Origin of the sequence: Caldicellulosiruptor acetigenus (assembly GCF_026914305.1) — a bacterium.
GTDB lineage: Bacteria > Bacillota > Thermoanaerobacteria > Caldicellulosiruptorales > Caldicellulosiruptoraceae > Caldicellulosiruptor > Caldicellulosiruptor acetigenus.
This window is the reverse complement of the sequence record NZ_CP113866.1, coordinates 2,192,201-2,213,313: the sequence shown is the minus strand read 5'-3', so window position 1 is coordinate 2,213,313 and position 21,113 is coordinate 2,192,201. Positions and strand designations below refer to the sequence as shown.

Here is a 21,113-nt window from a genome sequence, read left to right as displayed (position 1 = left end):
AGTCCTAAAAAGTTGGGCTGGCTTTTTACTTATAAACCTTTCTTGTCTGTTTCCACTTTTCTACTAAGTTCATCTTACTTCTCATATTTCTGTATTCCCAATACTCTTTTTCATCGAGAAATAGACTTCCCCAAAGATAAATTGTAGGTATAGGGAGTTCTTGAACTCCATAAAAGTCTTTCAAGAATACTTCTTTTATTTCGTTGAAACTATAAAAAGTAAAAAGCTTTTCAATATGTTCCCAATTGCCTTTTGCCAATACTGTCTTTATTATTAATTCTTTGTGTTTTTCTGTATCTAACATTTCAAAGTTGTAATTTTTGAATAAGATTTTAAAATCCTCTGGAAGTTTCACAGTAGCATACCTCTTTTCTTTATATACTTTTCAATTACTATTTTAGCTTGCTGAGTTAAAAACTTTTCTATTTCATCTACTTTTGGTGTTTTACCTATTACAGAGATTAATGCCGTTTCTTTATCAATTATATCTTCTGTATACATAAGTTGTTCTAAGAACAATTTCTTTGAAAAAACTGATTCACCTTCTATTACAAATTTCTGGGGTGCTTTCTCTAAAATATATTCTAAATTTACAATACCTCTTTTGAGTAAAAAATACAAGTCAATATAATCTCTATATGTTGGTCGTCTACCGATGGTATACGCTTTCATCAAAGCTATTTCCTTAGGAGATGCTAAATTGATTCCTTTTAAACGAATGTCTATTTTATCACCTTGGACTAATGGCTCAATCAAAGGGAAAGGATATGCAATGAAACTTACCTTTACTCCACATATTGTAGAAGTCACTTGGTCAAGTTGCTTTATAATAATATTTACATCCTTTTTAGAAAATAACTTGGTTAAGATATTGTAAATATATTCAAATTCTATCTTTTCGCTAACTTCTTTTTGAAAAAAATCCAAGTCATATGACTTTCTATGCTGAAGCTGTAATGCTAGTGCAGTACCACCTGCAAGGTAGAATTTTTTTGACAAATTGCTTTTAGCGATATTTCTACATATTTCATACCCTACTGGGTCTAATACTTCTATATCCATCTCAGCTGACTCCTTTTTTATTTTCCTTCTATTAACCATTATAACATAACCTTAAAATAAATTAATTAACTCAAATTTAACTATGATGGATTATATCTTGCAAATTTATTATCCTGCAATAATCGACTAATAAGGTATTGTAAGGCTTAATTAACTAAATACAAATTATACAAATATGTCATACTTTTTATATACTATATCTAAAACAATTACAAATTACCTTAGAAACTTTATATAAAATAAAATGCAATTTTGGTATTGACAAATTGCAAAATGAAGAATATAATGAGAATAAACAAAGAGAATAAAGAAAGAAAGGCAAAGGCGCCTTTCAAAAGGTTGCCTTTGCCTTTTTTAATTACCCAATTTTATCAGACTCCATATACCTTTAGTTTTTCAATCTTCTCTTTTTAAAAATTGCGTGCTTTTTCATTATACCAGAGAATCTTTACTTTGAAAAGGGGGGCGCAGGGCAAGTGAAACAAGGTTGTATATCAGTAAAAAGTTAGGTTTAAGGAGGGTTTTTAAAGATGAATAGACTCATTAAAAACTACAAGGCCTTTTTAATCCCGGTAGGGACAATTGCAACTTTGCTGCTTGTTACATCAATAGCAAAAGCAGACCAGGTTACACCCGATAAAGTGGCAATTGCCGTTGATAATGTCTGGGTTCTTGTTACGGCATTTTTGGTGTTCTTTATGCAAGCAGGATTTGCAATGGTCGAAGCAGGCTTTACCAGAGCAAAAAATGCGAGCAATATTGTTATGAAAAACTTAATGGACTTTGCAATAGGTTCTGTGATATTCTGGCTCTTTGGATTTGCATTCATGTTTGGGAAAGACGCAGGTGGGTTTATCGGTACGTCTGGATTTTTCCTGAGTGATTCATTTAAACACTTGGGCCTGTCTATCCCGCTTACATCATTTTTGATCTTCCAAACAGTGTTTGCTGCAACAGCTGCAACAATTGTCTCAGGTGCTATGGCTGAAAGAACAAAGTTTATTGCGTATTGCATTTACAGTGCTGTAATTTCATTTATCATCTATCCTGTTGTAGGTCACTGGGCATGGGGCGGCGGTTGGCTGAGCAAACTTGGATTTATCGACTTTGCAGGTTCTACTGTTGTACATTCTGTTGGTGGTTGGAGTGCTCTGATTGGTGCTGCATTGCTTGGACCAAGAATAGGTAAATACACAAAAGATGGTAAAGTAAATGCTATACCTGGTCATAGTATAACCTTGGCAGCACTTGGAACGTTTATATTGTGGTTTGGTTGGTTTGGATTCAACCCAGGTTCAACCTTATCTGGTATGAATGAAAAGATTGGCGATATTGCTGTCAACACCAACCTGGCAGCTGCGATGGGTGCAAACTTAGCAATGATATACACATGGCTAAAGTACAAAAAACCAGACGTTAGTATGACACTAAACGGTGCTTTGGCTGGCCTTGTTGCAATCACAGCAGGCTGTGCATCTGTCAACCCATGGGGTGCAGCAATAATAGGCGGGCTTGCAGGTATATTGGTTGTAGTGGCTGTTGAGTTTATCGACAAGAAACTCAAGATAGACGATCCAGTTGGTGCAATTTCTGTGCACGGCGTATGTGGAGCTTTTGGAACACTGATGGTCGGACTTTTTGCTCTAGATGGCGGACTTTTCTATGGTGGAGGAATAAAACAGTTTTTGGTTCAGCTTGCTGGTGTTGCATCAACATTTGTATGGACCACTGTGACAGCTTTTATCCTCTTTGCAATCATCAAAATAACAGTTGGACTCAGAGTTTCTGAAGAAGAAGAGATAGAAGGTCTTGACGTTGCAGAACATGGTGCAACAGCGTATAGTGACTTTGTAATGAAGTCTCAGACAGTAAAGTAAGTTTTGGGTTTAAGACAAATTTTATTTGAAAAGGGTGAAGGTTAATGAAAAAGATTGAGTGTATCATTAGACCTGAAAAGCTTGAAGAGGTAAAGGATGCTTTAAATCAACTTGGAATTAAAGGCATGACAGTGTCACAGGTTATGGGCTGTGGTCTTCAAAAAGGAAGAACTGAATATTACAGGGGTGTGGAGATTAATATAAATCTTTTGCCAAAGGTCAAGATAGAGCTTATTGTAAAGGACTCAGAAGTGGATAGAATTGTTAATACCATTGTTAAAGTAGCACGCTCTGGAAAGATAGGCGACGGCAAGATATTCATTTATAACGTAGAAAATGCAGTGAGAATAAGAACTGGCGAACAGGGCGAGACAGCAATTTAAACTTTCCCTTACCCCTTGAGTTTATAATTTGGCAACAGCAGGCATCCAAAACACCCCCAAATTGAATAAAAAGCTTCTGCCTTGTCTCTTGCGCCCCTCTTTTTTAAAAAAAAGTGAATAGCGTGTTTTGTGCCTGCCATTGCCATGTGTTATCGTCATGACAAGGCTTAGATGTCTGCTGTTGCCCTTTTTCATAGATTTTAGCTCATTCTTGTTGAAAATACAGGGGGAGAAGAATAAAAAGTGCTTCCTCTACCTTGCAGCTACTTAGTAGATTTGCACAAATCATCTCCCCCTGGCTCGCAAAAAAATTGATTTATTATCCCATTTTTAAGTTTACCATATCAAAACACATAATTCAACAATTTTAATCTTGCTGAAAGGAGGCAATTAGATTATGAGACAGATTGCTATTTATGGAAAAGGTGGAATTGGAAAATCAACAACAACTCAAAACACAGTTGCAGCTCTGGCAACTCTTGGTAAAAAGGTAATGATTGTCGGATGTGACCCAAAAGCTGACTCAACACGCCTTATTTTAGGTGTCAAGTCTCAGGTAACGGTTATGGACACTGTGCGAGAGGTGGGTGAAAGCAATGTCAAGCTTGACAAAGTGATGTTCACTGGTTTTGGTGGAGTTAGGTGTGTTGAGTCTGGTGGGCCAGAGCCTGGTGTTGGGTGTGCTGGACGTGGTGTTATAACGGCAATCAACCTTTTAGAGGAGCTTGGAGCTTTTACTGACGACCTTGACTTTGTGTTCTACGATGTTCTGGGCGACGTTGTGTGTGGTGGTTTTGCAATGCCAATCAGAGAAGGCAAGGCAAACGAGATATATATTGTTGCATCTGGTGAGATGATGGCACTTTATGCCGCGAACAACATCTGCAGAGGAATACTCAAGTTTGCTGAAACAAGTGGTGTTAGACTTGGTGGTATAATTTGCAATTCGCGTAGGGTTGAAAATGAAAAAGAACTTTTAGAAGCATTCTGCAAACGTCTTGGAACACAGCTTATAAAGTTTATCCCGCGTGATAATATTGTCCAAAAAGCTGAGATTAACAGAAAAACTGTTATTGAATACGACCCAGAGAGCAATCAGGCAAAAGAGTATTTGGACTTGGCAAAAAGGATAATTGAAAATGACATGTTCGTCATTCCAAAACCCATGCCAATGGATGAGCTTGAAAAGCTAATTGAAGAGTATGGACTGGCAGATTAGAAAAAAAGGAGGTTTTGAATAGTTATGAAGATGATACGAGCAATAATTAGGCCAGAGATGCAAGAAAAGGTTGTGAGAGCACTTGACTCAAACGGTTTTGTTTCAATGACAAAGATTGATGTATTTGGACGTGGAAAACAAAAAGGTATCAAAACAGGGAACATCGTCTATGACGAACTTCCAAAGACAATGATCATGATGGTAGTAGAAGATAATGACTGCCAAAAAGTGGTTGATATAATCTTGCAAAATGCGTATACCGGCAATTTCGGTGACGGCAAGATATTTATAAGCCCTGTTGAAGAAGCTTATACCATCAGAACGGGAGAAAAGGGTCTGTAGTAAGAAGGAGGTATTTTTTGAAAATGAAAGAGATTGTAGCTATTATCCGAATGAACAAAGTGGGTGTGACAAAAGATGTGCTGGCTGCAGCGGGGTATCCCGCTGCCACATTCCAAAAAGTCATGGGGCGTGGCAAACAGCGAGGGCTGGTTGGTGAGGTAAAAGCAGTGGAGGTTGACAAAGCTACAGAGATGGTTCTTTCATCCACCGCTATGGAGTTTATTCCCAAAAGAATGGTTACAATCATTGTAGATGATAGAGACGTTGAGAGGGTTGTCAATATCATTATGGCTGTAAATCGCACAGGTCAAATTGGCGATGGAAAGATATTTGTTCTTCCTGTTGAAGATAGCATAAGAATCAGGACAAGAGAAAAGGGCTATGAAGCCCTGATATAAAAAAGCCTATCTTTAAATAAAAGGAGGTTGACAGTCATGCCATTTGTGACTTTGGACTGTGACAGGTGCATTGAAGAAAGAGGAAAACACACATATATAACTGACAGGAACAATCCTGTTGTACCTGTGTGCAATGTAAGAACCATCCCGGGTGACATGACAGAGCGTGGTTGTGCATTTGCAGGAGCAAGAGGTGTTGTTGGAGGACCTGTTAAAGATGTAATTCAGATAGTCCATGGGCCAATTGGCTGTGCATATTATACGTGGTCATCACGAAGACACCTATCCGATAGTGAATTTCATAGAAAGTATTGCTTTTCAACTGACATGCAAGAAAAAGACATAGTTTTCGGTGGGGAAAAGAAGCTTTACAATGCAATAATTGAAGCAAACCAGCAGTTTCCTGAAGCCAAAGCGGTATTTATATATGCAACATGTCCAACTGCCCTAATTGGTGATGATTTAGAAGCTGTTGCCAAAAAAGCTTCAAAAGCAATAGGAAAGCCAGTCATTGCATTTAATTCACCGGGTTTTTGCGGTGTTTCTCAGTCTAAAGGTCATCATATCGCAAATCACACAATCTTTGAAAAAATTGTTGGGACAAAAGAACTTGAAGACCCAACACCGTATGACGTTAATATCATAGGCGAGTACAACATTGATGGAGATTATTGGGTGCTTGAGAAGCTATTCACAAAGATTGGCTTGAGGATTATAACAGCATTTACTGGAAACGCTTCCTATGATAATCTGTGTAAGATGCACTATGCAAAGCTCAACATTGTCCACTGTCAGAGGTCAGCAACATACATTGCAAGGCTTATGAAAGAAAAGTACGGCACGCCATTTATCAGGGTAACACTTTTTGGAATTACCGAAACAATTAATTCTCTCAGGGAGATAGGAAAGTTTTTTGGAATTGAAAAAAAGGTGGAAGAAGTGATTGAAGAAGAGCTAGAAAGTATTATGCTAAGGCTTGAGTTTTTCAGAGAAAAGCTTCGCGGCAAGCGTGCAATGATTTACGTTGGAGCACCAAGAGTCTGGCACTGGATACCGCTTATGCGTGACCTTGGGATAGAAGTTGTTGCATGTGCTACAACATTTGGGCATGAGGATGACTATGAAAAGATAAACGCAAGAGCAGACGATGGAGTTTTGGTGATCGATAATCCTAACGAGCTTGAGCTTGAAGAGGTTATAGAAAAGTATAAACCCGATATATTCCTCACAGGATTGAAAGAGAAATACCTTGCACACAAGATTGGTGTTCCATCTTTGAACTCACATTCTTACGAAAATGGGCCATATGTAGCTTTTGAAGGTCTGGTCAATTTTGCAAGAGACCTTTACAAGTCACTCTATGCTCCAGTTTGGAAATTCGTTGACAGGAGGTGGGCATCACAATGGCAACAAAACTTGATAGTCCGCTAATTTCGAAAGCAAACAGACATGTTACCATAAATCCTCCAAAGATGTGTCAACCAATTGGTGCAATGTATGCAACGCTTGGTATTGACAAGGCAGTGCCCCTTGTTCAAGGTTCTCAAGGATGCTGCACTTATGTTCGATACCAGTTCAACAGGCACTTCAAAGAACCTGTGAACATTGCAGTGACATCTTTCCACGAAGATGCGGCTGTGTTTGGTGGAAGAAGAAATCTTATAGAAGGAATAAGAAATCTTGTTTTTAGATATGCGCCAAAGGTGATAGGTGTTGTCACAACATGTTCAAGCGAAACCATAGGAGACGATATAGAAGCTTTTATAAAAGAAGCATATAAAAAGGTGAGAGAAGAACTGGGTGATGAGGTTGCACAAAGCGTATTTGTTGTGCCAATTCATACACCAAGCTATGCAGGAACACATGTCAAAGGCTATGATACAGCAACAGTTTCGTATATCAAATACTTTGCAAAGTCAAAAGAGCCAAATCAAAAACTGTATATTATTCCAGGAATGATTAATCCCGGCGACATCGAAGAGGTAAAACACCTTCTGAGTTTAATGGGTGTAGAATACTCAGTTTTATTTGATATTTCAAAAACCTTAAACTCACCACTGATGCCTCCAAAACCGCTCTATCCAGAAGGTGGCACGCCATGGCAGGAGCTTGAAGACTGTGCAAACGGGAAAGCCATCTTAGCTCTTTGTCCTCATGCAGGTGGCACTGGTGCAAGTTATTTGGAAAGCGAGTTTGGTGTAAAAAGTATCCTTGGTCCGTTCCCGGTTGGAGTAGAAAATACAGATAAATTTATTGAGAATGTTGCTTCTATCTACGAAATCGAAATTCCAGAAGAAGTCAAAGTTGAAAGAGGTCTTCTTTTAGATGCTATGGCAGATACTTGCCAGTATACAATGATGAGAAGGGCAGCTGTGTTTGGTGACCCTGACATTGTAATAGCTGTTACAAGGTTTTTGTGTGAACTTGGGATGGATGTAAAGGTGGTGGAGACAGCAACGACTTCTCCTACCTTTGCCGATGAGATAAAGAAAATCTTTGATGAATATAACATTGAAGGTGAAATTCTTGTAGACAGCGACCTTTATGAATTTGAATACTTAGCAAAAGAGGCAGGGGTTGAAGTCATACTTGGCAACTCAAAAGCAGTTGAAGTTGCAAAATCAGTAAAATGCCCTGTTGTGAGAATAGGCTTCCCTGTATACGACAGGGTTGGATATTTCAGATATGGAATAACAGGGTACAAAGGAAGCATCTGGCTTTTGGATTTGATTGTAAATACAATCTTAGATTATTCTTATCCACATGACAAACTTCACCAGTAAACAAGAAGAAAAGTGGTGAATTAAGATGGCTATAAAAGCTTTTTTAGAGCAAAGACAGGGGCACATTGTACAGAGCGGAATACCTCAGTGTTCAAGACCAACAATTCCAGGTGTGATGTCCCAGCGCGCTTGCACCTATTATGGGGCGCGCTGGGTTCTTGCCCCTGTAAGAAATTCAACTCACATTGTGCACGCACCTGCTGACTGTGCATATTATGGTCAGAATGTAAGAAAGAAGAATTATTTAATACTTTCAACTGATATGAATGAAAAGGATGTTATCTTTGGTGCGCATGAAAAGCTTGAAAGGTGTATTGAAGAAGCAGCAAAAATCTTTCCTGAACACAGTATGATATTCGTATATTCAACATGCACATCTTCACAGATTGGTGAAGAAATAAAATGGGTTGTAGAGAAAGTAAAAGAAAAAGTACAAAAACCTATCATTCCTGTTGAGGTTCCTGGGTTTGGAGGGTTTTCGCAGTCAGACGGGCACCACATAGCTCAGAAGGCTATTATAAGTTATCTTTCAGAGTATTGCAAAAAAGAAAGTACACAGCCATTTTCTGTAAACATAATTGGTGAATACAATGTGGCAGGAGAGACGAGGGTTATAAAAAAACTGTTAGAAAAGATAGGAATAGAAGTTATATGCAGCTATACAGGTGATTGTGATGCAGATCTTATGCAAAAAAGCACATCTGCTGCATTGAACTTGCTTGTTTGTAAAAGCTCTGGGCTTTTGCTTACTCAGTTTATGAGAGAAAGATACTCTATTCCTTTTGTAGATGTTTCATTCTATGGACTTAGCAATACTGTAAATTCTCTTAAAAAGATTTCGAAGTTTTTTGGTATTGAACATAAAGTAGAAATGGTCATTTCAGAAGAGTATGAAAAAATAAGAGATAAGCTTGAGAAATATAAAAAGAAAATTTTTGGCAAAAAAGCGATTATTCTTCTTGGAGGTTCAAGGATAGGTTTTATGGCTGGTGCGTTTAAAGAAGCAGGACTTGAAATCTGTGTATGTGGCAGTCAGTTTGGATGCAATATCGATTATGAGGCAGCACGCTTTGAGCTTCCTTCTGCACTTTTTATCGATGATTTTAATTGTGCAGAAATAGAGGAAATTCTCTTGAGAATAGAACCTGATGTATTTATTGGCGGAACAAGAGAATGGTATCTTGCACACAAGTTTGGAGTACCTTTTTTGGTATTTCCTCAGGAGACAAAACCATATGCATGTTTTGAAGGCTTTTTAAACATGTGTGAAGATTTGTTCAAAGAAATACATGCACCTGTATGGAGGTTGATTTGAGATGGAAAGTAAACTTCTTGGTCACCCATGTTTCAATAAAGATGTCATATATAAAATTGGCAGAATACATCTTCCTGTTGCAAAGTCTTGCAATATCAAATGTAATTACTGTGACAGGAACATCTCATGCATAAACGATCACCATCCTGGCGCATGCTCAAAAGTGTTAAGTCCACAAGAAGCGCTTAGAAGGTACAAGGATATTACAAGTAGAGACAGAACTATAAAAATAGTAGGAATTTCTGGACCGGGCGATCCTCTCTTCAATCAAGAAACATTTGAAACTTTTGAGCTTATAAGAAATTATGATGCACAGGCAGAGTTTTGTATAAGCACAAATGGGCTTTTATTAGAAGATTTGGCGGAAGTGCTTTTAAATTACAATGTCAAATATGTGACAGTCACGGTCAACGCAGTAGATAGCAATATTGCTCAAAACATTTATGAATTTGCCATGTACAATGAACTTCTATATTTTGGCAAAGAGGCGGCAGAGCTCATTGTCCATAAACAACAATATGGTATCTACAGAGCTTCTGAGCTTGGGCTTATGGTAAAGGTAAATACAGTTTTAATACCTGGAATAAATAACCATCACATTGAGGAGGTCGCTGCAAGAGTCAAAGCTCTTGGTGCTAAAGTGATGAATATAATGCCGCTCATACCATATGCAAAATTTTCTGATATTGAAAGACCATCTTGCAGTGTTCTTGCTCAAGCGAGAGAAAAGTGCAGTAAAATAATCCAGCTTATAACCCATTGCAGACAGTGCAGGTCGGATGAAGCTGGATTGCTTGTGTGAAAAAATGGTGGTGATAAAAAGATGAAGAAAAAGAGAGTAGCAATTGCAACAAGTGATGGAAGACTTGTAAATAGACATTTTGGGAATAGCGAAAATTTTCTAATAGTTGATCTTTTCAGCGATGGAAGCTGTGAACTTATATGTGTTAGAGAATTTAAAGACAAAGAAGAAGATTGTTCTAATGAGCAGAGGATAGAAAAAAGAATAGATATGCTAAAAGACTGTGATGTAATTGTAGCAAACAGGATTGGGCTTTGTGCCTTGGAAAAACTATCTGACAAAATTGTCTTGGAAAGACAAGGGTTTATAAAAGATGCTTTGAGAGAGATTATGGAGCTTTTTATGTAAAGTAAGCTGGTCTTGCATTTTGCAAAATGAAAGGAAGATGCAAGAAATGATAAAAAAACTTTTTATTTTTAAGATGCGATGTGTCTATTTTTTTATAATAGCCTCTATTTTATTATCAACAGTTTCTAATGTATCTTTTGGCAAAGATAAAACCAAAAATGAAAGTTTGATTGTTTTTGTTCCTAACACGTTGGAAAGTATTGTAAAAGACATTTCTAAACAGTTCGAAAAACAAAAATCATGCAAAGTTATTCTCAATGTTGCGGGAACCCATGTGCTTGTCACACAGCTAAAAAATGGAGCAGAATGTGATGTATTTTTTTCAGCAGACAAAAGGTATATCGATAGTCTCAAAAAGGCCAAATATATAGATAAATATGAAATTTTTGCTAAATCAAAACTCTGTGTAATATCAAGTTCTCCAGACGTAAAAAAGTTTGAAGATATTTCAAAAAAGGGGATAAGGCTTTGTATAGCCGACCCTGTATCTCCAATTGGTATGTACACAAAGATGGTAATTGACAAGATAAAAAATGATAACAAGAGTCTTTACAGCGATATAATAGGCAACATTATTTCGCAGGAGTTTGAGCTCACTAATGTAATTCAAAAGGTAAAGGTTGGTGAAGCTGACGCGGGGATTGTTTATTTTACTGATGCAAAACTTACAAAGCTCAAGATAATAACCATTCCAGAAAAATATAATGTAGTTGCAAGCCACTATGTTGCAGCTGTAAAGAAAACTAAAAATCCAAAGCTTGCAAAAGATTTTATAGCTTTTATTAAGACCAAAACCATTGCAAAGCTATTGAAAGAAAAGGGATATGAATGATTGGGCTTTTTTAAATAATCCCAAAAGTGTGTGAATGAAGATGAAAAAGATATTCTTTTTATCAATTCCGTTTTTGCTGTTTTTGCTCTTGCCTTTTATAAACCTTATCTTTGTTGTGCCATATAGCACATTAATAAATGCTTTAACAAAAGAAGAGACCATGACTGCATTTGGTCTTTCATTTTTTACTGCTGCGATTTGCTCTGTTTTGGCATTTTTGCTGTGCACACCGTTTGCCTATTTGCTTTCATCTTTGAAAAAGAAAAATGAGTTTCTCGAGATTTTAATTGATTTGCCAAATGTTCTACCGCCAATCATAACAGGAGTTTTGCTTCTTTTACTTTATGGAAGGATGGGTTTTTTAGGCAGGTATTTGAGCAAAATTGGTTTTGAGATTCCATTTACTACATCTGCGGTTGTCCTTGCCCAGCTATTTGTTTCGATGGGATATTATTTAAAAGTCTCATATACTTCATTTTTAGCAGTGGATAGACAGCTCAAAGAAGAAGGGTACATCTTAGGATTGGATGAACTGGGGCTTTTGTTTAAAGTGTATTTGCCTGTTTGCAAAAAAGGGATTGTGATAGGGATACTTGGGACCTTCTCACGAGCGCTTGGTGAGTTTGGGGCAACAGTTGTTTTTGCGGGGAATGTCTACGGCAGAACACAGACAGTTTCTCTTTATATTTATAAACTTTATGCTCAAAATCAGGATGAAGTTTACTGTGTAAGCTTTATTATGATAGCCATCTCATACCTTCTACTTTATATTACCAAAAAGCTTTTGAACAATGTTGATTATTGAAGTTTAGAAAGTTAGAGGAGATGGGGACTATGATCAAAATTGAAAATGAGGAATATGAGATTCTATCAAGGAACGCGCCAAATTATTTTAAAGATATATTTCCGTACACCTCAATACCAAAGATACCTTTTGAAGATACACCCGTTTCTTTAGATATTCCAGAAAATCTTTGCATCTCAGATAGCACATTCAGAGAAGGTCAGCAAGCAATTTCGTATATAGGAGAAGATAACGTGGAAAGGATTTTTGAATATTTCCATTATATAGATAACGAAACCGGAACAATAGAATACTCAGAATTTTTCCTTTATACAAACTATCACAGACGATGCGTTGAAAAGTGTTTGAAGAAAGGGTTCAAATTTCCACGGGTGGTGGGGTGGGTGAGATCTAAAAAGGAAGAACTAAAGATTGCAAAAGAGTTGGGGCTTGATGAGGTTGGAATTTTGATGCCAGCATCAGACTATCATATTTACAAAAAGTTTGGCAAGACAAGGCTTGAGGTTGCAAAAGAGTATATAGATATAATTGAAGAAGCTCTGGCTTTGAACTTAAAACCAAGGGTTCACCTTGAGGATATTACAAGGGCTGATATCCAAAACTTTGTGATACCTTTTATTATGTTAATTGAAAGTAAAACAAAAAACGTGGGCATAGAGATTCGTTATAAACTTTGTGATACATTGGGATTGGGTGTTCCATACGAGTATGCAAGCTTGCCCCGAAGTGTTCCAAGGCTTATAAACGTCCTGCGGCTACATTGCGGTCTTTCCCATCAAAGACTTGAGTGGCACGGTCACAATGATTTTTATAAGGCACAGGCAAACGCAGTATGTGCATGGCTGTTTGGAGCATCAACTGCAAATTGCTGTATCAGGGGCGTGGGTGAGAGAACAGGCATAGCTTCATTTGAAGTTTTGATTCTTGATCTTATTCAAATAAAAGAGGAGCTTGGAAAAAAACTGAATTTTGAAGCTTACTGGGAGCTTGAAGAATATGTGAAAAGATTGGAATTGTGAAATTAAGGTATTGAAAAATGATAAGTTTTATGCTAAAATATTTCCAACATAGTAATAGGCGAAAAGGCAAAGGGGCCTTTTGAAAGAGCAGTCCTTTGCCTTTTTTGATTATTGTCACAAAATTATTAAAGGGAGGATGGTAGGACGTGAAAAGATTAAACTTTCAAAAAATTATTGGTATTATGGTAGTCCTGGTGCTTATCATTTCAGTTTTTTCATATGCTCAATCATCCAGCTCGAAAACTATACGACTTGGTGTGAATCTTGAGCTGTCAGGTGCTGTTGCTCAGTTCGGGCAAAGAAATTTGGAAGGGCTTAGAATGGCAATTGATGAAATCAATAGCAAAGGTGGAGTTTTGGGTAAAAAAATTGAGCTTGTTGTATATGATAACAAGTCTGACAAGACAGAAGCGTTAAATATTGCAACAAGGCTTGCGACAAAAGAGAATGTTTTAGCAATGTTAAGCCCTGTGACATCAGGGGCAACAAAATCTGCTTCAATTGCCGCTACAAGATACAAAGTTCCACTTGTATCAGCAACTGCTACTGATGATTCGGTTACAATTGATGAAAGAACAGGTAAGACAAAGGCATACGTTTTTAGAATCTGCTTTAATGACTCATTCCAAGGAAGCGTTATGGCAAACTTTGCACTAAAAACATTAAAGCTAAAAACAGCAGCAATTATCTATGATGCATCATCAGACTACAGCAAAGGACTTTACAAGAACTTCAAAGAAACATTTACCAAAGGTGGCGGGAAAGTAGTTGCTGAAGAGGCTTTCGTAAAAGGCGAACAAGACTTCAACGGAATCTTAACAAAGATAAGAGACAAAAAACCTCAAGCTTTATTTGCCCCTGTATACTATGATGAGGCTGGACTTATCATCAAGCAGGCAAGAGAGCTTGGAATGTGGATACCAATTTTGGGTTCTGACGGGTTTGACGACCCGAAGGTTGTTGAGAAAGCAGGAAGCAAATATGCAACAAATGTCTTTTTCTCAACACATTATTCCTCCCAGGACACAGATAAGCGAGTGCAAGAATTCAAGAAAAAATATCAAGCAAAGTATAAGATTGAACCAAACGCACTTTCAGCACTGGGTTATGATTTGGGCTACTTCATAGCAGATGCAATAAAAAGAGCCAACTCTACAACAGACAGAGAAAAACTGCGCAGGGCACTTGAAAACACAAAGAACTTTGTGGGAGTTACTGGAATTATCTCAATAGATGCAAAACATAATGCAAAGAAGTCTGCGGTTATAATCGAGATTAAAAATGGTGTTCAGACATTCAAACAAAAACTAAATCCTTAAAAATTTTGTCCCCTTTCTGGCATAAAGCCAGGAAGGGGATTTTTAAATTCACGCTCTTGTATACAGGTATACTTTAATGCTATAATATAAAAGGTATTTTTAACAATCACAATCAAAGTTTTTTGGGAGGTTTTAAGGCAGATGGGTTTGACGGTTGCGCAAAAAATTATAAAGCAGCACCTTGTAAAAGGTGAAATGATACCCGGAAAAGAGATTGCAATCAGGATTGATCAGACACTTACTCAAGACTCAACAGGTACAATGGCATATCTTCAGTTTGAAGCAATGGGTATTGACAGGGTAAAGACTAAAAGGTCTGTTGCATACATTGACCACAACACTCTTCAGACAGGACCGGAGAATGCAGATGATCATCTATACATACAGACAGTTGCAAAAAAACATGGAATATATTTTTCCAAGCCCGGAAATGGAATCTGCCACCAGGTTCATTTGGAAAGGTTTGCAGTTCCAGGACAGACACTTTTGGGTTCGGACAGCCACACACCAACAGCTGGTGGAATAGGCATGCTTGCAATTGGTGCAGGTGGTTTGGATGTTGCAGTTGCAATGGGTGGTGGCGAATATTACTTAATTATGCCAAAGATTGTAAAAGTAAACCTCAAAGGCAAGCTCCAACCTTGGGTTTCTGCAAAGGATATTATTTTGGAGCTTTTGAGAAGGCTCACAGTCAAAGGCGGCGTGGGCAAGATTTTTGAATACACAGGTGAAGGTGTAAAAACTTTATCTATACCAGAGAGAGCTACAATTACCAATATGGGAGCAGAACTTGGTGCAACAACTTCTATATTCCCATCTGATGAGGTGACATACGAATTTTTGAAAGCACAGGGGAGAGAGGTTGACTTTGTTGAGATTTTGCCAGACCCCGATGCACAGTATGATGAGGAAATTGAGATAGATTTATCGAGCTTGGTGCCGCTTGCAGCATGCCCGCACAGCCCTGACAATGTTGTGCCTGTGAGCGAGCTAAAAGGTATAAAGGTTGACCAGGTTGCAATTGGAAGCTGTACAAACTCATCTTACAAGGACCTCATGAAGGTTGCAAAGATTTTGGAAGGAAAAACTATTGCAGAGCATGTATCGCTTGTCATATCTCCAGGTTCAAAACAGGTTCTGAACATGCTTGCTCAAAACGGTGCGCTGGCATCAATGGTTGCAGCTGGTGCAAGGATTTTAGAGTGTGCATGTGGTCCTTGTATAGGAATGGGTCAAGCACCAAGAACAAATGGTATTTCGCTCAGAACATTTAACAGAAACTTTGAAGGTAGAAGCGGCACACCTTCTGCAAAAGTTTACCTTGTCTCACCTGAGACTGCTGCAGCTTCTGCCATCACAGGGTATATCACAGACCCAAGAACCCTTGGTGATGAGCCACAGGTTGAGATGCCAAAGAGTTTTTTGATAAATGACAATTTAATAGTGCCACCTGCTGAAAATCCAGACGAGGTTGAGGTTATAAGAGGACCGAATATAAAACCGTTCCCACAAGGAAAGCCTTTGCCGGATGTTGTTGTAGGAAAAGTTTTGATAAAGCTTGGAGACAATATCACAACAGACCACATTATGCCTTCAAATGCAAAGCTTTTGCCATACAGGTCAAACATCCCGTATTTGTCTGACTACTGCTTGACACCATGCGATCCTGATTTTCCTAAAAAAGCACGCGAAAATGACGGTGGGTTTATAGTAGGTGGAGTAAACTATGGACAGGGTTCTTCAAGAGAACATGCAGCACTTGTGCCGCTTTATTTGGGTATAAAAGGGGTTTTGGCGAAGAGTTTTGCACGAATTCACATGGCAAATTTAATAAACAACGGAATCATTCCAATGGTGTTTGAAAATCCGAGCGATTATGATACAATTGAAGAGATGGATGAGCTCAAAATTGAAAATGCAAGAGAGCAGATAGAAAAAAGCGATGTTTTAATAATTGAAAATGTCACAAAAGGATTAAAATACAGAATGATTTTAAACCTGACAGACAGACAGCGTCAGATGATTTTGCATGGTGGACTTTTGAACCTTACAAAAGCTATGGGTATGAAATAAATAATGAAGAGGGGAATTAAATCCCCTCTTTATTGAGGTTGTCACAAATCTTGATGTGAGGAGGACAAAGAATGGCATACAGAATTACACTTATTCCTGGCGATGGTATTGGACCAGAGGTCACAGAGGCGGCAAGAAGAGTTTTGGATTCATCGGGTGTAAAAATAGAGTGGGAAGTTGTAGAAGCTGGCGAAAAGGTTATGGGGCAGTATGGGACACCACTTCCTGACCATGTGTTGGAAAGTGTTAAGAGAAACAAAGTTGCACTCAAAGGTCCTATTACAACACCGGTCGGGACAGGGTTTAGAAGTGTGAATGTTGCGCTCAGACAAGCTCTTAACCTCTATGCAAATGTAAGACCTGTCAAGTCGTACGAAGGTGTTCCTTCAAGATACACAAATGTGGATTTGATCATTGTAAGAGAAAACACAGAAGACCTTTATGCAGGGATTGAATACATGGCTGGAGATGATGCAGCAGTTGGTGTTAAAATAATAACAAGAAAGGCAAGCGAGAGGATTGTCAGGTATGCATTTGAGCTTGCAAGAAGAGAAAAGAGAAGAAAGGTTACAGCTGTTCACAAGGCAAACATCCAAAAACTTACAGACGGACTATTTTTAGAATGTGCAAGAAAGGTAGCGCAGGACTATCCAGATATAGAGTTTGAAGATATGATTGTTGATGCAATGAGCATGAAGCTTGTCCAAAGCCCAGAAAACTACGACGTTTTGGTTATGCCAAACATGTACGGAGATATCCTGTCTGACTTGGCAGCAGGGCTTGTGGGAGGTTTGGGAATAGCGCCAGGTGCTAACATTGGCGAAGATGGGGCAGTATTTGAGCCAATCCATGGTTCTGCACCAAAAAGAGCAGGACAGAACTTGGCAAACCCAACCGCAACTATACTTTCTGGTGTCATGATGCTGAGGTACTTGGGCGAACTTGAAGCAGCTGATAGAGTTGAAAAGGCGGTGGCTAAAGTTATAAAAGAAGGTAAAGAGGTTACATACGACCTTGGAGGCTCAACAGGTACAAAAGAGTTTGCAGATGCAGTCATCCGTGAGATGGAAAGGATATAAAAAATAAAGAGTTTGAAGGTGGTTTTTGATGGTATATAGTTATTCAGATGATAAAGATGCAAGATACTCCCCTTTGTATGAGAAGATTTTTGAAGTGATAAAAGAAAAGATTTTAATGGGAATTTTAAAGCCAGGAGACCCTCTTGTTGAGGTAAAACTTGCTGAAGAGCTTGGTGTTTCACGAACACCGATAAGAGAGGCGCTGCGCCAGCTTGAACTTGAAGGGCTTGTGTATTCTATTCCTCACAAGGGTGCGTTTGTTGCAGGTGTTACTGCTCAGGACATAGAGGATATATACACAATCAGGATGCTTTTGGATGGTCTTGCTGCGCGCTGGGCTGCTCAGAAGATTACGAAAGACGAAGAGGATGAGCTCACTGAAATCATAACTCTTATGGAGCTTTACACAAAGAAAAAAGATATTCCAAAGGTTATGAAAACTGATTCGCAGTTTCACCAGCTCATTTACAAAGCTTCAAAAAGCAAGCCGCTTGAACATGTTTTATCCACCTTCCACAGCTATATAATAAGGGCAAGAGCAACCTCTTTTGAGACACCTGGCAGGCTTGAGGAGGCTATGGAAGAACACAAACTCATATACGAAGCAATAGTCAGCAGAGACCCTGACAAGGCGGAAGAGTACATGAAACTTCATGTCAAAAACGCAGCAAAAAATCTAATTGAACAGAAGAAGAGTGAAGAGAGAACAGCGGCAGGGAAGTAACATTTTCCCTGCTTATTTTTTTTGCAGGTATTAGTCTTTTTTGAAGGGGGAAGAATACAGAATAAAAAGTAAAGAAGGAGAGAAACTTTTCTTGGGATGAAGATTGAAAATATCAAGGTTTACAATAACAGAAATATCTATTCAGACAAAAAGGTTGTGGTATTAAAGGTAAAAGGAAAACTCGAAGAGGCAAGAAACTTTGCTAAGCTTTGCATCCATATTCAAAACCTTATAGGATACAACTTGGTTGAGTACTGGGAATGCCTGAATTTTGATGACCATATAGAGGTTTTGATTGAACATGACAATCAAATGCTTGTACACAGGGTCATAGAGTTTGCCTTAGAGTGCATAGAAAAAGGAACCATCCCTGAACATTTTCCTGACAAGATTTCAAAGTTAAAAAAGCTCACAATTGAAACAGAACTTTCGCCAAATACAAGACTTTTGAAAAATGCCTGCACAAAGAGAGGTATCAGATTTACGAGAATTGGATATACAGATACATTCATGCTGGGTGAGGGGAAGTATGCAAAGCTTTTTGCTTCCATTATAAGTGAGCATGACTTTAGCAGGGTTAGTTTGTCAAGCGACAGAGAACTCCAACGAAGATTTTTAAAACTAAACTCTTTTCCAGTTGTACCATTTGAAGTAGTCTTTACTTCTGACCAACTGATGGACAGCATAAAAAAGCTGGGATTCCCAATTTCGATAAAAGGCTGCAAAAAAGACTCTCCAAACATAGTAAATATCAGAACAAATCAGCAGGCATTGGAAGCATTTGATATGGTAAAAAGCATGGATAGCAGAGTGATTGTTGAAAGATACGTACCGGGTAAAAGCTATAAAGTCCTGGTTGTAAATGGAAAAGTCGTGGCAGCTGTTGAAAGAACCTCTCCATACATTGTAGGTGATGGTAAGAGAAAAATTTCAGAACTTTTAGACCAAGGTGAGAAAAATAATAAATATATTCAAAAGAATATTTTAAAACAGGGATTTACCTTGGACGATATTTTGCCCAAGGGAATGAATGTCTTTTTAAAGGAACCGACCAGTTTTAAAACAGGGTGTATAACCACAGATGTTACAGAAAAGGTAGCATACGAAAACCAACAACTTTTTGTTAAGATTGCAGAAAGATTTGGATATGTAATGACCATCTTAGACTTTGTTACAGAAGATATTTCCCTGCCATATTCGGTTGTAGGTGGATATGTTGTTGATGTTGAAACAAGTTGTGACCTTCGTATATTTTCGCAGATATGTGGCTGCGATATTTTCAATACTATTCTGGATGTGTATTTTGAAAAGATGCCAAATCCATCTGTGCCGATAATTGCTGTGTCAGGGACGTACGGTAAGAGTACAATTTTGCAAATAATGAGGTACATTTTTCAAAGATGCGGTCTGGAAACATCCATTGATAGTGAAATAGAGAATTTCTATCTAAGAAATTTTGGGGACTTGTCGGACATAAAACTTGTTGAATTCAATCCAGAAAAATGTATTGATGAGATAGAAATAGAACCCGAGATAGGCATTATTACCAATACATTTTCTCAAAATCAGATAGAAAAAAACCTTTTGTTTTCCAGAAGCATTAAAGAAAATGGATATCTAATTTTGAACGTCAACGATGCTTATAAATACCTGTACAGTGCAAAAGCGAGATGTAAGATTGTATTTACATCTATTTCAAATCATCATCCAGATTTAAAGGCTCATATAGAGATGAAAAGACCCTGTGTGTATCTTGAGAATGATGTTGTGAAGATTTTCGATGGTCAGCAGGTTTTTTCGTTTTGCAACATCAGGGAGATTCCATATTCATACGATGGCAAGCTTATGTTTGCAGTTGACAATATTCTTCAGACAATAGCAGCACTGCATTTTTACGGTGTTGACAGTGAGATTATATATAGATTTTTGACTGAGTACAAGAACGATTCACATCAAAATCCAGGAAAATTTAATATATTTGATATAAATGGTGTCAAAGTAATTATTGACAGCCTTAATAAGAAGGAACACATGAAAATTCTTGCTTTGAGCCTCAGCTCAATAGGAATAAAAAATCTTTATTTTGTATGTGAAAAGAGACAAGAACAAAATCTGGACTTTATAGAGGACAGAGGTAAAATTATAAGCCGGCAAATAGAAAGGTTTTCAGATGTGGTTGAGATGGTGTCTGAAGGTATAAGGAGAGCCAAAAAGGGAGATGGTGTGTTTATTGTACTGCCAGAACCTTTAAATAGAGATGTTACATTTGAAATAAGAGAGGGGCTGGCAAAAAGGAAAAAGAATTTTGTGAACAATGCTTGAAAAAGACAATAAAGTTTAGTATCATATCCACTATGAGAAGTTTTAAAAATTTATGGTGATTAGGAGTTGATTTTGCTATGAGCCTACCACAGGTTTTCAAATATAGAGGAAGAGAAGTATACAAAATTAGAAATAACCTCATCCACTATGGAAATCCAGACGACAAATTTGTTGCAGTGTTTGTAGTGCTGGGAACTGAGGAATATAAAGGACACAAAATAGCATCACCTATTTCGGTTGAACTTCAGATAAACAATCCAAAGCTCACTGTGAAAGAAAGAGTTGTAAAAAAGGCTGAAGCCGACAATCTTTACAAAGCACTTGAACTTGCTCATGTGTGGCTTGTTCAGGCAAACGGCAAGTAAATTTTGGCAGTTGATTTTAGAAGGTTTTAAGAGTATAATAGAATTG

21 protein-coding genes are annotated in these 21,113 nt (G+C 37.9%); 19 read left to right on the top strand and 2 right to left on the bottom strand.

What is annotated here, in order from left to right:
- Positions 1 to 25 precede the first annotated feature (25 nt).
- Both OTK01_RS10885 and OTK01_RS10880 read right to left on the bottom strand, forming a co-directional pair.
- Positions 26 to 355, bottom strand: coding sequence for a DUF6922 domain-containing protein (locus OTK01_RS10885; protein WP_013433022.1), 330 nt, complete (start codon positions 353 to 355; stop codon positions 26 to 28).
- Positions 352 to 1,062, bottom strand: coding sequence for a nucleotidyl transferase AbiEii/AbiGii toxin family protein (locus tag OTK01_RS10880; RefSeq protein WP_029228594.1), 711 nt, complete (start codon positions 1,060 to 1,062; stop codon positions 352 to 354). The genes OTK01_RS10885 and OTK01_RS10880 overlap by 4 nt, the downstream gene beginning before the upstream one ends.
- A gap of 530 nt (positions 1,063 to 1,592) precedes the next feature.
- Here OTK01_RS10880 and OTK01_RS10875 point away from each other — a divergent pair.
- The 19 genes from OTK01_RS10875 to OTK01_RS10785 all read left to right on the top strand — a co-directional run bounded on the left by OTK01_RS10875 (position 1,593) and on the right by OTK01_RS10785 (position 21,067).
- The gene (locus tag OTK01_RS10875; RefSeq protein ID WP_029228595.1) at positions 1,593 to 2,939 is read left to right on the top strand and encodes an ammonium transporter; all 1,347 of its coding nucleotides are present in this window, start codon (positions 1,593 to 1,595) and stop codon (positions 2,937 to 2,939) included.
- Positions 2,940 to 2,983: 44 nt separating this feature from the next.
- Positions 2,984 to 3,322 (top strand): P-II family nitrogen regulator, encoded by a 339-nt coding sequence (locus OTK01_RS10870; protein WP_013433019.1) that lies wholly within the window; start codon positions 2,984 to 2,986, stop codon positions 3,320 to 3,322.
- Between the two features lie 394 nt (positions 3,323 to 3,716).
- Complete coding sequence (gene nifH / locus OTK01_RS10865) at positions 3,717 to 4,541, top strand: nitrogenase iron protein (protein WP_174256039.1); 825 nt, start codon at positions 3,717 to 3,719, stop codon at positions 4,539 to 4,541.
- Between the two features lie 24 nt (positions 4,542 to 4,565).
- Entirely contained in the window at positions 4,566 to 4,883 is a 318-nt protein-coding gene (locus OTK01_RS10860; protein WP_013431037.1) for a P-II family nitrogen regulator, read from the top strand.
- 23 nt (positions 4,884 to 4,906) lie between these two features.
- Positions 4,907 to 5,281 carry a P-II family nitrogen regulator gene (locus OTK01_RS10855; RefSeq protein WP_013403995.1) on the top strand — a complete coding sequence of 125 codons (375 nt, stop codon included), beginning with the start codon at positions 4,907 to 4,909 and terminating at the stop codon, positions 5,279 to 5,281.
- A gap of 36 nt (positions 5,282 to 5,317) precedes the next feature.
- On the top strand, positions 5,318 to 6,712 hold the full coding sequence (locus OTK01_RS10850; RefSeq protein ID WP_029228637.1) for a nitrogenase component I subunit alpha: 1,395 nt from the start codon (positions 5,318 to 5,320) through the stop codon (positions 6,710 to 6,712).
- Entirely contained in the window at positions 6,685 to 8,064 is a 1,380-nt protein-coding gene (locus OTK01_RS10845) for a nitrogenase component 1 (protein ID WP_029228596.1), read from the top strand. The genes OTK01_RS10850 and OTK01_RS10845 overlap by 28 nt, the downstream gene beginning before the upstream one ends.
- 25 nt (positions 8,065 to 8,089) lie before the next feature.
- Complete coding sequence (locus tag OTK01_RS10840; RefSeq protein WP_029228597.1) at positions 8,090 to 9,379, top strand: nitrogenase component 1; 1,290 nt, start codon at positions 8,090 to 8,092, stop codon at positions 9,377 to 9,379.
- A gap of 1 nt (position 9,380) precedes the next feature.
- Positions 9,381 to 10,181, top strand: a complete 801-nt coding sequence (locus tag OTK01_RS10835) for a radical SAM protein (protein WP_013433014.1) — start codon at positions 9,381 to 9,383, stop codon at positions 10,179 to 10,181.
- A gap of 21 nt (positions 10,182 to 10,202) precedes the next feature.
- Entirely contained in the window at positions 10,203 to 10,529 is a 327-nt protein-coding gene (locus tag OTK01_RS10830) for a NifB/NifX family molybdenum-iron cluster-binding protein (RefSeq protein ID WP_014042545.1), read from the top strand.
- Between the two features lie 46 nt (positions 10,530 to 10,575).
- Entirely contained in the window at positions 10,576 to 11,361 is a 786-nt protein-coding gene (gene modA / locus OTK01_RS10825; RefSeq protein WP_029228598.1) for a molybdate ABC transporter substrate-binding protein, read from the top strand.
- A gap of 40 nt (positions 11,362 to 11,401) precedes the next feature.
- Positions 11,402 to 12,166, top strand: a complete 765-nt coding sequence (locus OTK01_RS10820; RefSeq protein WP_029228599.1) for a molybdate ABC transporter permease subunit — start codon at positions 11,402 to 11,404, stop codon at positions 12,164 to 12,166.
- A gap of 29 nt (positions 12,167 to 12,195) precedes the next feature.
- Complete coding sequence (locus OTK01_RS10815) at positions 12,196 to 13,185, top strand: beta/alpha barrel domain-containing protein (RefSeq protein ID WP_029228600.1); 990 nt, start codon at positions 12,196 to 12,198, stop codon at positions 13,183 to 13,185.
- 146 nt (positions 13,186 to 13,331) lie between these two features.
- Positions 13,332 to 14,504: an ABC transporter substrate-binding protein gene (locus OTK01_RS10810; RefSeq protein ID WP_029228601.1), complete on the top strand. Its 1,173-nt coding sequence runs from the start codon at positions 13,332 to 13,334 to the stop codon at positions 14,502 to 14,504.
- Positions 14,505 to 14,645: 141 nt separating this feature from the next.
- Positions 14,646 to 16,577, top strand: a complete 1,932-nt coding sequence (locus OTK01_RS10805) for an aconitate hydratase (RefSeq protein ID WP_029228602.1) — start codon at positions 14,646 to 14,648, stop codon at positions 16,575 to 16,577.
- A 71-nt stretch (positions 16,578 to 16,648) separates the two neighbouring features.
- Positions 16,649 to 17,656 (top strand): isocitrate/isopropylmalate dehydrogenase family protein, encoded by a 1,008-nt coding sequence (locus OTK01_RS10800; protein ID WP_029228603.1) that lies wholly within the window; start codon positions 16,649 to 16,651, stop codon positions 17,654 to 17,656.
- Between the two features lie 28 nt (positions 17,657 to 17,684).
- Positions 17,685 to 18,380 (top strand): GntR family transcriptional regulator, encoded by a 696-nt coding sequence (locus OTK01_RS10795; RefSeq protein ID WP_013433006.1) that lies wholly within the window; start codon positions 17,685 to 17,687, stop codon positions 18,378 to 18,380.
- Between the two features lie 96 nt (positions 18,381 to 18,476).
- Positions 18,477 to 20,702 (top strand): Mur ligase, encoded by a 2,226-nt coding sequence (locus OTK01_RS10790; RefSeq protein ID WP_013433005.1) that lies wholly within the window; start codon positions 18,477 to 18,479, stop codon positions 20,700 to 20,702.
- A 77-nt stretch (positions 20,703 to 20,779) separates the two neighbouring features.
- Complete coding sequence (locus OTK01_RS10785; protein WP_013433004.1) at positions 20,780 to 21,067, top strand: hypothetical protein; 288 nt, start codon at positions 20,780 to 20,782, stop codon at positions 21,065 to 21,067.
- Positions 21,068 to 21,113 lie beyond the last annotated feature (46 nt).

Excerpts from the sequence above, each read along its gene's own strand:
- OTK01_RS10880 (WP_029228594.1), bottom strand. The coding sequence starts at position 1,062 with ATGGATATAGAAGTATTAGACCCAGTAGGGTATGAAATATGTAGAAAT.
- OTK01_RS10875 (WP_029228595.1), top strand. The coding sequence starts at position 1,593 with ATGAATAGACTCATTAAAAACTACAAGGCCTTTTTAATCCCGGTAGGG.
- OTK01_RS10870 (WP_013433019.1), top strand. The coding sequence starts at position 2,984 with ATGAAAAAGATTGAGTGTATCATTAGACCTGAAAAGCTTGAAGAGGTA.
- OTK01_RS10860 (WP_013431037.1), top strand. The coding sequence starts at position 4,566 with ATGAAGATGATACGAGCAATAATTAGGCCAGAGATGCAAGAAAAGGTT.
- OTK01_RS10855 (WP_013403995.1), top strand. The coding sequence starts at position 4,907 with ATGAAAGAGATTGTAGCTATTATCCGAATGAACAAAGTGGGTGTGACA.
- OTK01_RS10850 (WP_029228637.1), top strand. The coding sequence starts at position 5,318 with ATGCCATTTGTGACTTTGGACTGTGACAGGTGCATTGAAGAAAGAGGA.
- OTK01_RS10845 (WP_029228596.1), top strand. The coding sequence starts at position 6,685 with ATGGCAACAAAACTTGATAGTCCGCTAATTTCGAAAGCAAACAGACAT.
- OTK01_RS10840 (WP_029228597.1), top strand. The coding sequence starts at position 8,090 with ATGGCTATAAAAGCTTTTTTAGAGCAAAGACAGGGGCACATTGTACAG.
- OTK01_RS10835 (WP_013433014.1), top strand. The coding sequence starts at position 9,381 with ATGGAAAGTAAACTTCTTGGTCACCCATGTTTCAATAAAGATGTCATA.
- OTK01_RS10830 (WP_014042545.1), top strand. The coding sequence starts at position 10,203 with ATGAAGAAAAAGAGAGTAGCAATTGCAACAAGTGATGGAAGACTTGTA.
- modA (WP_029228598.1), top strand. The coding sequence starts at position 10,576 with ATGATAAAAAAACTTTTTATTTTTAAGATGCGATGTGTCTATTTTTTT.
- OTK01_RS10820 (WP_029228599.1), top strand. The coding sequence starts at position 11,402 with ATGAAAAAGATATTCTTTTTATCAATTCCGTTTTTGCTGTTTTTGCTC.
- OTK01_RS10815 (WP_029228600.1), top strand. The coding sequence starts at position 12,196 with ATGATCAAAATTGAAAATGAGGAATATGAGATTCTATCAAGGAACGCG.
- OTK01_RS10805 (WP_029228602.1), top strand. The coding sequence starts at position 14,646 with ATGGGTTTGACGGTTGCGCAAAAAATTATAAAGCAGCACCTTGTAAAA.
- OTK01_RS10800 (WP_029228603.1), top strand. The coding sequence starts at position 16,649 with ATGGCATACAGAATTACACTTATTCCTGGCGATGGTATTGGACCAGAG.
- OTK01_RS10795 (WP_013433006.1), top strand. The coding sequence starts at position 17,685 with ATGGTATATAGTTATTCAGATGATAAAGATGCAAGATACTCCCCTTTG.
- OTK01_RS10790 (WP_013433005.1), top strand. The coding sequence starts at position 18,477 with ATGAAGATTGAAAATATCAAGGTTTACAATAACAGAAATATCTATTCA.
- OTK01_RS10785 (WP_013433004.1), top strand. The coding sequence starts at position 20,780 with ATGAGCCTACCACAGGTTTTCAAATATAGAGGAAGAGAAGTATACAAA.